The organism is Rhizobium sp. L51/94, assembly GCF_019355555.1.
In the GTDB taxonomy this organism is placed as follows: Bacteria; Pseudomonadota; Alphaproteobacteria; order Rhizobiales; family Rhizobiaceae; genus Rhizobium; species Rhizobium rhododendri.
On record NZ_CP072141.1, the window covers coordinates 143,353 to 155,000 of the forward strand.

Consider the following 11,648-nt stretch of genomic DNA (forward strand, 5'->3'; position numbering starts at 1 on the left):
GAGAGAGCGGCAAGAAGCGCCGGCCTCCTCTGGAGCGCCGCTTACCGAAGGCGCTTCCATCTTTATTTCGGAGACGCCGCATGAAAATCATCCAGATTACCGACACCCATGTCAGCCCCGGAAAGCCGCATTTCAACGGTAACTGGGAACCACTGGCACGCTGGATCAACGACAGCGGCGCCGATCTCGTGATCCACACCGGCGACCTCAGCGTCGACGGCGCCGACAAGGACGAGGACCTCGTCTTCTCGATGGATCTGATGCGGCAGGTTGCCGTGCCGATGCTGATTGTCCCCGGCAATCATGATGTCGGCCATCTCCCGGGTTCGGCCCAGCCCGTCAATGCCGAGCGGCTGGCCCGCTGGCGGCGCCTCGTCGGCCCCGACCGCTGGGTTGAAGATCGAGGCAATTGGCGCCTGATCGGTCTCAACAGCCAGTTGATGGGCTTTGAGGATGGCGAGGACGAAGCCCAGTTCGAATGGCTGGAAACAACGCTTGCCAGCCGGGGCGACCGCCGCGTCGCGATCTTCGCCCACAAGCCGCTCTTCGTAGACACGCCGGACGAGGGCGACACCGGTTACTGGAGCGTCCGGCCGAACCAGCGTCAGCGCCTCTACGATTTGATCGCCGCCCATGATGTTGCGCTGTTTGGCAGCGGTCACCTGCACTGGGCCTGGAAGGGCGGCTTCAAGACCACCTCCACCGTCTGGGCGCCACCGGCCGCCTTCATCCTCGACAAGATGGAACGCGAAATGCCCGGCGAACGCTTTGTCGGCGCCGCTATCCACACGTTTGCCGATGACGTCACCACCGAGCTTGTCGCGGTTCCCGGCATGACCGCCTATTTCCTCGACGATGTCGTTGAGGAGGTCTATCCCCAGGCAGCCCACAAGGTCGTCCGGGATGCGGCCCAATGAGCGCGCTTTCCCTTTCCGGCATTACCAAGTCCTTCGGTGACAACGCCATCCTCAAGGGCGTCAGCCTCGAGGTCGAGCCGGGCGAGTTCATCGCGCTGGTCGGCCCTTCCGGCTGCGGCAAGAGCACGCTGCTGCGCATCCTTGCCGGCCTCGATCATGCCGACAGCGGCGAGATCGTCATCGGCGGCAAGGAAATGTCCGGGACGGCGGCGGCCGACCGCAACATTGCGATGGTCTTCCAGTCCTATGCCCTCTATCCCCACCTGACCGCTGGCCAGAACATCGCGGTGCCGCTTGCCATGCGCCGGCTGTCTAGCAGCCAGCGCCTGCCCCTCATCGGCAATTTCATGCCCGGCCAGCGCAGCATCCGGAAGACGATCCAGGGCGACGTCGCCGAAATGGCGCGTTCGCTGAAGATCGACCACCTGCTCGATCGCAAGCCCGGCCAGATGTCCGGCGGCCAAAGGCAACGCGTCGCGCTGGCCCGTGCCATGGTCCGCCAGCCGAGCGTCTTCCTGATGGATGAGCCGCTGTCCAACCTCGATGCAAACCTGCGCGTCCATGCCCGCGGCGAGATCGTCGATCTCCACCGTCGCGCCGGCGTGCCGACGGTCTACGTCACCCACGACCAGGCCGAGGCCCTGTCTATGGCCGACCGCGTCGCCGTCATGATCGGCGGCAACCTGCTGCAGCTTGCCACGCCGCAGGTCATCTATGACGACCCGGCCCATGTCGACGTTGCCCGCTTCGTCGGCCAGCCACGCATCAACCTGGTTCCGGCGCTGGCCGAGAACGGCATCGTCTCGTTCGGCGGCATCCGCATGACGCTCGCCGACAGCCACGTCGATGGCACCGACGTCACCATCGGCATTCGCCCCGAGTTCGTGCGCCTGTCGGACGTCGGCAAGGATGCGCTTTCCGCCCGTGTCGAGCGCGTCGAATTCCTCGGCTCCGAGGTCATCGTCTACTGCAAGCTCGACGCCATCGGTGAAATCATGATCGCCAAGCTGACGCCGGCCGAAGCATCCGGCATTGCCGTCGGCAAGCCGGTGGGCATGATCCTCTCGCCCGACCGGGCAATGGTCTTTGCTGCTGATGGAAAACGCCTCGCCGCCGCTCACGTCAGCGTCGACGCGGTGCGGGAGCACGCCCATGGCTAGCATCGCCTTCGACGCCGTTCCCGCAAAGAGGACGGCCGACATCCACGCCCGCAACGAAGCGCGCACCGCCTGGCTGCTCGCCTCGCCGGCCATCGTCTTGATGGTCGTCTTCGTGCTCTTGCCGGTGATTGCCGTCATCGGTCTCGGCTTTACCAATTTCGAACTCGGCATCGACAAGTTCCGGTTTGTCGGCCTGGACAACTACGCCCACCTCTTCAGCGACCGCACCTTCAAGAAGTCGTTGTGGAATACGACGGTCTACACGGCCATCGTCGCGCCGGTCTCCATCATCCTCGGCCTTGGCGTAGCGCTTCTGATCGAGAGCGAGACGACGGCGCGCAGTTTCTTCCGCACCGCCTATTTCCTGCCGGTCGCCTCGCTGATCGTCGCCATGGCGACCGTCTGGCAATATCTGTTCCACCCCACCATCGGCCCTATCAATGCCATGCTGGCGATGGTCGGCATCCCGGGACCGAACTGGCTGGGATCGGCCGGCACCGTGCTCTACAGCCTGTCGATCATCGGCGTCTGGCAGTCGGTCGGCTTTAACATGGTGCTGTTTCTGGCCGGCCTTACCGCCATCCCGCGCGAACTCTATGCCGCCGCCGAAGTCGACGGCGCACGCTCGGCGATTGATCGGTTCCGGCTTGTCACCTGGCCGATGCTGGCGCCGACGACGCTGTTCGTTACCACCATCAGCATCATCAATGCCGTCAAGGTATTCGAGACGGTCCAGACGCTGACCGACGGCGGCCCAAACAGGGCGTCGGAAGTCCTGCTCTTCACCATCTATCACGAGGGATTCGTCTACCTGCATGTCGGCTACGCCTCGGCGATGACCGTCGTCTTCCTCGTCATCCTGATGGTGCTCACCTTCCTGCAGTACAACGTCCTCGACAAGCGGGTGCACTACTCATGAGCACAGCCACCTTCACCACCGGCCGCGCCATCCGCCTGACAGTGCTGTCGCTCGGCGCGCTGGTCTTCCTGTCGCCCTACATCTTCATGCTGTCGGCGGCCGGCAAGACGCAGAGCGAGATCTTCACCTCGGCGCTGTCGCTGATACCGCAGACATTCTATTACGTTGCCAACTTCACCAAGGCCTTCAGCCGGGTGCCGATGGGCACGCTGTTGTGGAACGGCGTCCTCGTCTGCGGCCTGATCTTCTTTTTCCAGGTCATCGTCGCAATCCCCTGCGCCTATGCCATGGCCAAACTCAAGTTCCGCGCTGCAAAACTGATGATGGCGATGGTCATGCTCGGGCTGCTGGTGCCGATCCACGCGACGGCCCTGCCGCTCTACGTCGCCTTCGACAGCGCCTCGCTGCTCAATAGCTACACCGCGTTGGTGGCGCCGTTCTCGATCTCGGTCTTTGCGATCTTCATGTTCCTGCAGTTCTTCCGCGCCATGCCGGACGACCTGATCCATGCCGCCCGTCTTGACGGCATGTCGGAGATCGGCATCGTTGCCCGGGTCATCGTGCCAAATGCCTGGCCGGCCGTCACCGCCTTCGCGATCTTCTCGGTGGTTGCCCACTGGAACGATCTCTACTGGCCGCTGATTGTCATCAGCAAGCAGAGCTTTGCCACGCCGCCGCTCGGCCTGATGTATTTCCGCGCCGCCGAAGCCGGCGACGATTACGGCGCGCTGATGGCCGCCACCATGGTCATAACCCTTCCCCTCGTTGCCGCCTTCCTGCTCGCGCAAAAGCGCTTCGTCGAGGGAATTACCATGACCGGTCTCAAAGGCTGACCGGTCGTCAAACAGGAGAACGCTCGATGAAACACTTCACCAAGCTCGTTGCCGCCGCTGCCATCGCGATGGCCGTGTCGGTGCCGGCCTATGCCGAAACCACGCTGACGGTGCATTACCCCATGCCCGGCTTCTTCAAGGACGTGATGGACACGATCTCGAAGAAGTTCATGGAAGAAAATCCTGACATCAAGATCCAGTTTGCCAGCCCGTCGGCCACCTACGAAGACGGCATCCAGACGATCCTGCGCCAGGCCGGTACTGACGCCATGCCAGATGTCACCTTCATCGGCCTCAACCGGCTCCGGATGATCTCCGAGCGCAACGTTGCCCTCGACCTCGGGCCGCTGATCAAGAAGGACGGCAACATGGCCGAGGAAGGCTTCTCGGACACGATCCTGAAGCTCGCCCAGGTCAACGGCAAACAGCTCGGCCTCGCCTTCGCCACCTCAACCCCGATCATGTACTACAATGCCGACCTGGTGAAGGCTGCCGGCGGTAATCCCGACGTCCCACCGACCACCTGGGACGAAGTCATTGCTCTAGGCGGCAAGATCAAGGCGCTCGGCAACGGCGTCGATGGTATCGATTTCCGCTGGCAGGGCGACGACTGGATGTTCTCCGCACTGCTGTTCGGCAACGGCGGCACGATGCTGAATGCCGACGAGACCAAGGTCGCGTTCAACGGTCCTGAAGGCCTGAAGGCTGCCGAAACCCTGCAGCGCATGGTCAAGGAAGGCGGCCTCCCCGTCTTCACCAAGTCCGCCGGAGAACAGGCCTTCGCCGCCGGCAAGGTGGGCTTCGAGTTCCAGACGACCGGCGCACTGCGCAATACCATCAAGAATGTCGGCACCAAGTTCGACCTGCGCACCGCCAAGCTGCCGCTGCTCGATCCGGCAAAGGGCCACCTGCCGACCGGCGGCAACGCCGTCGTCATTCTCGCCAAGGACCCGGTCAAGCAGGAAGCCGCCTGGAAGTTCGCCAAGTTTGCCGCCGGCCCCTACGGCGCCTCGGTCGTCGTTCCCGGCACCGGCTACGTTCCGAACAACGAACTGGCCGCCAAGTCCGACAAATATCTCGGCCAGTTCTACAAGCAGAACCCGCTGTTCCAGGCCGGCCTCAACCAGATGTCCCTGATGATCCCCTGGTACGCCTTCCCCGGCTCCAACGGCGTCAAGGTCACCCAGACCATCGTCGATAACCTGTCGCGCATCGTCGACGGTTCAGCCGAACCCAAGGAAGCCCTCGACGACGCAGCCGCCGACGTCGAAGGCATGCTGCCCCGCAGCTAAGCCACATAGGCTATGGCATGATCAGCGCCGTCTTCCGAAAGGGAGGCGGCGTTTTGCGGGGACCAAGCTGGCTTCGGAGACTGCTTCCTCTACCCGCGTCGCTCCCATCTTTCAAACGGGATGAGACCGCAAAGCACAAGAGACAGAGCCGGCACGAGCGGCAGGATTCATGCCGTCGACGAACCGGACGCTGGTATCTTATTTGCGAGCTGTGTAGCTGACCGACAAGAGATTACCGGTCTGGTTGAGTTCGACAACATCCCCCGCTCGCTCCCAGTCGGCGATGAGACCGAGCTCGAATTTGTCGAGCTTGGAGGGCTTGCCGAAATGGGAAAAAAAGGCGCTGAGCAGCGCTGCTCCGTCACCTGATGCATAAAACGAGCACATTCGGGTCGAAACCGGTCCTGTCGAAATCCAGAACGATAGGAGGCCGTCGCTATCTTTTGCGCCGCGCCGCCAGCCGACAACGTCGACCGATCCGCCGTTGTAGTTCTCGAAGCTCTTCTTCCAAGCCTTGTCCTCCACCGGTTGCCAGCCCAACACATCACCTTTCTTCGAGGCCTCGACAACAGTTGAGGATTCGCAGATGCCGATGAGCTGATCGGCAGTGAGAGGCATGGGTTGCTGTGCGGCCGAAACCGTTGCGGCGAAAGCGACTATGACCGAAAAGGTTCTAGGCACACGAAACTCCGGACAGGACCATGTCGCAACGCATTTAGCGCGGACGCGCATCATGTCATGGGCAGACAGTAAAATCAGATGGTCTCCTGGACAATTACCGAGGTAGACCCGCCACGGTTTTCCGCAGGGAGGACGCCCCGCGCTCGTGACAAAAAAGCCCATTCACCGTGAGCCCGAGCGCTCACTACCGATGCGGACGCCGTCCAATGGATGCAGCACCCCCTCTGTCGGCCTGGCCGACATCTCCCCTACAAGGGGGGAGATCAAGTCGTCGCGCCGGCTATCCGAAACAGTGACCTCAGGAATTCTGCGATGTCGAAGCCAGTTGGGCAGGCAATGGCGCTCCAGCCAATCTCCCCCCTTGTGGGGGAGATGCCCGACAGGGCAGAGGGGGGTGAAGCCCCAGAGACGATCTCGCCCGCAACCAGCCAAGCCCCAGAACAAAAAAGCCGCCGTCCTTTCAGACAGCGGCCTTCATATTCACAGTGAGCCCAAGGTTACTTCCCGGCGCGCACGCCGTCGAGAAGGTGCGGCAGCGTCTTCACGCCGTCGTTGCTGAGTTCCGGCGGCAGCAGGCTGTCCGGGAGGTCCTGGTAGGAGACCGGGCGCAGGTAGCGGCGGATGGCCATGGTGCCGACCGAGGTGGTGCGGCTGTCCGAGGTGGCCGGGAACGGGCCGCCATGCACCATGGCATGGCTGACTTCGACGCCCGTTGGCCATCCATTGGCGAGAATGCGACCAACCTTGCGCTCGAGCACCGGCAGCAGCTTGCGCGCATCGTCATGGTCGGCGGGGTCGAGATGCAGCGTTGCCGTCAGCTGGCCTTCCAGCTTCTCGGCAATAGCCACCATCTGCGCCACGTCCTTGCAATGGACAAGCAGGCTGGCAGCACCGAAGACTTCGTTACCGAGGCTTTCGTCTGCCATGAAGTGCTCGGCGTCGGTCTCGAAGAAGATCGCCGGGCTGCGGTTGGCGCCTTCGGCAGGCTTGCCCTGGGCGACCGTCTTGACGGCCTCGTTGCCGGCAAAGGCAGCGACGCCCTTGTCATAGGCAGCGTGGATGCCGGGGGTCAGCATCGGGGCAGGTACGCTTTCGGTAAGCGTACCGGTGGCAGCAGCGATGAAGGTGTCGAGGTCGGGGCCGTCGACCGCAAACATCAGGCCCGGGTTGGTGCAGAACTGGCCGGCACCCATGGTCAGGGAGCCGACGAAAGCCTTGCCGAGCGCTTCAGCGCGGGCGGCAAGCGCTGCCGGGAACAGATAGACCGGGTTGACGCTGCTCATTTCGGCATAGACCGGGATAGGCTCGGGACGGGCAGCGGCAATGGCTGCAAGCGCCAGGCCACCGGCACGCGAACCGGTAAAGCCGACCGCCTTGATGTGCGGGTTCTTCACGAGCGCAGCACCGGTTTCATTGGCGCCGGTGACCAGCGAGAACACGCCCTCCGGCAGGCCGCAGGAGGCAACGGCGGCGCGGATGGCGCGGCCGACCAGTTCGCCCGTGCCCGGGTGGGCAAGGTGGCCCTTGACGACAACAGGGCAACCGGCAGCCAGCGCCGACGCCGTGTCACCGCCGGCGACCGAGAAGGCGAGCGGAAAGTTGCTGGCGCCGAACACGGCGACCGGGCCGAGCGGGATCTGGCGCAGGCGCAGGTCCGGGCGCGGCAGCGGCTGGCGATCAGGCAGGGCCGGATCGACGCGCAGGTCGAGCCACTCGCCGGCACGGACAACCGACGCGAAGAGGCGCAACTGGCCGACGGTGCGGCCGCGCTCGCCGGTGAGGCGGGCGAGCGGCAGGCCGGTTTCGGCATGGGCGCGCTCGAGCAGCTGGTCGCCGATCTCGAGGATATTGGCGGCGATGGTTTCGAGGAAGACGGCGCGGTCTTCTAGGCTCACGGCGCGGTAGGTGTCGAGGGCGGCAGCGGCGAGATCGCAGGCACGGTCGACATCGGCAACGGAGGCGACGGCGAAGGCCGGTTCCATGTTTTCGCCGGTGGCAGGATTGATGGCGCGCACGGTTCTATTGTCGCCGGTGGAATCGGCGCCGATCAGAAGGTCGCCCTTGATGTCGAATGCCTGGGTCATGAAATTTCCTCGAGTGTTTGGAGGACGCCGCGAAATGCGCCCGGAAGCCGGATATCAATATCGGATGACAGCTATAAGATGATGGCCTGCGCTGCAAGTTCAAGTCGCACATCGGGTAAGTCATCGTCGACGTTCGCATGGCGTCAGGGATGGAACTGAGCCGGCGTTCGTGCGACTGTAACGCCCGCTCAGCCTCGGCTGCGCACCTCGTTCTCTCCGCGTAGACGATTGGTCCCTTATGACGTTCGAAGATATCGCCAATCCGGTCGTTCAGTTCTGCTTCGTCATGATCGTCGGTTTTGTTGTCAGCCGTATCCTGCTGCGCCGCCGGCAGGTCTGGCGTCTAGTCGCGCAGATCGCACTGTTCATCCTGTTGACAGTAGTGCTTCTCCACAACGACATCGTCCCCTATGAAAAGGCGACGCTGGAAACCTCGGTAACGCTGCGCATCTTCACGACCTTCGCCAAGATCGTCTGGTGGATCAATGGCGCCTGGACGCTGGTCGCCTTTGTCCGCGTGTTTCTGATCTTCGAGCGCAAGCCACGCGAGGGCCGGCTGCTGCAGGACCTCGTCGTCGGCGTCATCTATATGAGCGCCGGTCTCTCAATTGTCGCCGACGTCTTCGGTGTCCCCGTCGGCACGCTGCTCGCCACGTCGGGCGTGTTTGCCATCATCCTCGGCCTCGCGCTGCAGAGCACGCTGAACGACCTGTTTTCAGGCATCGCGCTCAACCTCGGCCGACCCTATTCGGTCGGTGACTGGGTGGTGCTCGACGACGGGATGCAGGGAAAGGTGATCGAGACCAACTGGCGGGCCACCTACCTTTTAAACGGCACCAACGGCCTGATCGTCATTCCGAACAGCGCGCTGGCAAAGGCGCGACTGACAAACCTGTCGAGCCCGGATGAACAGCACGGCGTCACCATCACGGTTCGCCTGGTACCCACGACGGCCCCCAAGTTCATGGCAGAGGTCATGCGGAATGTCCTGCTCAGCAGCAATTCGATCCTCGCAAACCCGGCACCGTCGGTTTCCATAGATGCCCTGGACAGCCAGGCCGTACAGCTCGGCCTCTCCTTCAGCGTCAAGAACATCGCCATGACGACAACGGCCAAGAACGAGATCTTCGACCTGATTTACCGCCACGTCAAATCCTCCGGCTACAGGATGGCGCCGCCGGTGGGCAGCGGCATCTACGGCGATGCGGAGGCCTTGGCGGATACGGACAAGGTCCGCAAGATTAGCACTCCGCTCAGCCTGCTCAGCAATATCCCGCTGTTTGCGCCGTTGACATCCGAGGAAAAGGAGGCCCTTGCAGGCCAGATGACCCGGCGAACCTATCGCAAGGACACTGTCATCGCCGCCCAGGACAGCCAGCTGACGGCATTGATGATCGTGCGCACCGGCGTCGTCAGCATCACGCGCAGCGAGGACGGTCGCGAGATAGAGCTGACCCGGCTCGCGCCCGGCGACTGCTTCGGCGAAGGTGGCGTATTGATGGGAGCCAACGAAGTCGGCAGCATCCGGGCGCTGACATTCGTCGTCATCTACGAACTCGGCCAGGAACAGCTGTCGCCCTTGCTGAAAGACAGGCCGATGATTGCCGAAGAGCTCGGCCAGATCATGTCGCAGCGCATCGATGCCGAAAAACACCTGTTCGCCGGGGGCGGCACCATCGGCAATGGTGCACAGGGCGGATCGCTCGCAACCCGCATCCGCCACCTGTTCCAGCTTCCGCACGACTGAAGCAGCTCTGCTATCCGATAGTTTGATGACGCGGAGACCTGTGAAACAATAACGGAAAGATCTGCTATACAGCCCTTCCAACGTAAAACGCCCGGCTTTGTTGCCGGGCGCGCATGTGCTTTACGGTAATCGGGAAGCGGCCAAATTGCCGGCCGTCCCGGATGCCCCCGATCAGTTCTCGCCGCGGGTTGCTTCGAACAGGAACCAGGCGCGACGCTCGGCAAAATCCGTCCAGGTGTCGATGACGCCGCTGGTGCCGTTGTCCTTGGCGTCGTCGGCAAGTTCCTTGGCCTGGCGCAGCGCTTCCACCAGCGAGAGATTGTCGGCATGCAGCTCCTTCAGCATCGCGACCGGCCCAACGAACTCGGCGTCGTTGTCCGAGATCGACTGGTGACGCGCGATGTCGCCGACAGAGCGCAGCGTGGTCGCGCCGATCTTGCGGACGCGCTCTGCGATATCGTCGGTCGTGCCGATGATCTGGGCAGCCTGCTCGTCGAGCATCAGGTGATAATCGCGGAAATGCGGGCCTGACATATGCCAGTGGAAATTCTTGGTCTTCATATACAGCGCGAAGGTGTCCGCGAGGATGCCGTTCAGCGCATCGGCGACCTTGGTCTTGTCATTACGGCCGAGATCGGTAGGGGTTGCGAGAGCTGCTGAGGATGCATTGTTCTTGGTCATGATCTTCCTCTGATATCTTTTGTGCGGACCATCGCCCGCATCGATAAATCTGTCATGTTTTATGTCCGGATATCGGTCGGCAGGCTGCGGGAAGGCAAGCACCGTCGTGCCGCTTTTCATTCCGGGTGGGCACGCCGATAAGGTCTCGAGAGGGCAAAAGGTTCCTTGACCTCGAGCCTACATCGCCTTGACCTCTGCCGCAACAATGCCAGCTTTACAAAGCATGCCATGCAGGCACCGGAAAGGTCTTGCAGGCCTTTGACGAAACGATCACAACGAAGCCGCCACCTCCGATTTCCAATCCCCAAGGAATTGCCGATGTCTGCAACTGCGCCCGAGATACTGGCCGCCAAGGCCGATGAGACACGCACCACACCCGCGCCGGCCGACCCCTGCGCCATGGTCCTGTTCGGCGCCGGTGGCGACCTGACCCGCCGCCTGGTCATTCCGGCACTCTATAACCTGCTGCTGTCGAAGACCCTGCCGGACAAATTTGCCCTGATCGGCGTCGATCTTGCCGATGGCAACGTCGAGAGCTGGGCCAAACGCCTGCGCGAAATGCTCGAAACTTTCATCGGCAACCGCTCCTCGGATTTCGACATTACTGCCATCGACGAGGCCGCCTGGGCGACGCTGGTGTCGAAAATGGTCTATATCCAGGGGGACCTGACCAAACCGGACCTTTATGCCGCGATCGGCAAGGCGCTGGATGCCGCCAAGTCCGGCCATGACACCCAGGGCAACGCCATCTTCTATCTGGCAGTCGCCGGCCAGTTTTTCGGAACCGTCATCGATCAGCTGGGTGCGGCCGGTCTCGTGACCCAATCTGACGGATCGGATGGCGGGGCGAAGTTCTGGAGACGGGTCGTCATCGAAAAGCCCTTCGGCCACGATCTCGCCTCTTCGCAGGCCCTGAACGCGCAGATTCTGAAGGTCCTGAAGGAGGATCAGATCTACCGCATCGACCATTTCCTCGGAAAGGAAACGGTGCAGAACATCATGGCCTTCCGCTTTGCCAATGGCTTCTTCGAGCGCATCTGGAACCGCGATGCCATCGAGCAGGTGCAAATCACCGTGACGGAGACAGTCGGGGTCGAAACGCGCGGCAAATTCTACGAAAACACCGGCGCCCTGCGCGACATGGTCCCGAACCATCTCTTTACCTTGCTGTCGATGGTGGCAATGGAGCCGCCAACCTCCTTCGACGCCGCCTCCATCCGTTCGAAAAAGGCGGAAGTGGTCGAAGCCATCCGTCCGTGCCAGCCATCGGAAGCTGTGCGCGGCCAGTACGATGCCGGTTCGGTGCTCGGCAAGACCGCAGTCCCCTACCGATC

The 11,648-nt window shown here is 62.5% G+C and carries 10 protein-coding genes (1 of these 10 running past the window's edge); 7 read left to right on the forward strand and 3 right to left on the reverse strand.

Annotation, left to right across the window (positions count from 1 at the left end):
* The first annotated feature begins 80 nt into the window (after positions 1-80).
* The 5 genes from J5274_RS00705 to J5274_RS00725 are packed head-to-tail and all read left to right on the forward strand — an operon-like array spanning position 81 to position 5,121.
* Positions 81-917, forward strand: a complete 837-nt coding sequence (locus tag J5274_RS00705; protein ID WP_142830282.1) for a metallophosphoesterase — start codon at positions 81-83, stop codon at positions 915-917.
* On the forward strand, positions 914-2,077 hold the full coding sequence (locus tag J5274_RS00710; RefSeq protein ID WP_142830280.1) for an ABC transporter ATP-binding protein: 1,164 nt from the start codon (positions 914-916) through the stop codon (positions 2,075-2,077). The genes J5274_RS00705 and J5274_RS00710 overlap by 4 nt, the downstream gene beginning before the upstream one ends.
* Positions 2,070-2,996, forward strand: coding sequence for a carbohydrate ABC transporter permease (locus J5274_RS00715; protein WP_142830278.1), 927 nt, complete (start codon positions 2,070-2,072; stop codon positions 2,994-2,996). The genes J5274_RS00710 and J5274_RS00715 overlap by 8 nt, the downstream gene beginning before the upstream one ends.
* Positions 2,993-3,829, forward strand: coding sequence for a carbohydrate ABC transporter permease (locus J5274_RS00720; RefSeq protein ID WP_142830277.1), 837 nt, complete (start codon positions 2,993-2,995; stop codon positions 3,827-3,829). Before J5274_RS00715 ends, J5274_RS00720 begins: the two co-directional genes overlap by 4 nt.
* 26 nt (positions 3,830-3,855) lie before the next feature.
* The gene (locus tag J5274_RS00725) at positions 3,856-5,121 is read left to right on the forward strand and encodes an ABC transporter substrate-binding protein (protein ID WP_142830275.1); all 1,266 of its coding nucleotides are present in this window, start codon (positions 3,856-3,858) and stop codon (positions 5,119-5,121) included.
* A 198-nt stretch (positions 5,122-5,319) separates the two neighbouring features.
* Here the strand turns inward: J5274_RS00725 and J5274_RS00730 are convergent, their stop codons facing one another.
* Positions 5,320-5,964, reverse strand: coding sequence for a hypothetical protein (locus J5274_RS00730; RefSeq protein WP_142830273.1), 645 nt, complete (start codon positions 5,962-5,964; stop codon positions 5,320-5,322).
* 335 nt (positions 5,965-6,299) lie between these two features.
* Complete coding sequence (locus J5274_RS00735) at positions 6,300-7,886, reverse strand: aldehyde dehydrogenase (NADP(+)) (RefSeq protein WP_142830271.1); 1,587 nt, start codon at positions 7,884-7,886, stop codon at positions 6,300-6,302.
* Positions 7,887-8,124: 238 nt separating this feature from the next.
* Between J5274_RS00735 and J5274_RS00740 the strand changes: the two genes are divergently transcribed.
* Complete coding sequence (locus J5274_RS00740; RefSeq protein ID WP_142830269.1) at positions 8,125-9,633, forward strand: cyclic nucleotide-binding domain-containing protein; 1,509 nt, start codon at positions 8,125-8,127, stop codon at positions 9,631-9,633.
* Between the two features lie 171 nt (positions 9,634-9,804).
* Here the strand turns inward: J5274_RS00740 and J5274_RS00745 are convergent, their stop codons facing one another.
* The gene (locus tag J5274_RS00745) at positions 9,805-10,314 is read right to left on the reverse strand and encodes a Dps family protein (RefSeq protein ID WP_142830267.1); all 510 of its coding nucleotides are present in this window, start codon (positions 10,312-10,314) and stop codon (positions 9,805-9,807) included.
* A gap of 318 nt (positions 10,315-10,632) precedes the next feature.
* Between J5274_RS00745 and zwf the strand changes: the two genes are divergently transcribed.
* Positions 10,633-11,648, forward strand: partial view of a glucose-6-phosphate dehydrogenase gene (gene zwf / locus J5274_RS00750; RefSeq protein WP_224127932.1) — the 5' portion only. Its footprint extends 577 nt past the window's final position; the window shows 1,016 of its 1,593 coding nt (coding positions 1-1,016); the start codon lies at positions 10,633-10,635; its stop codon lies beyond the right edge, outside the window.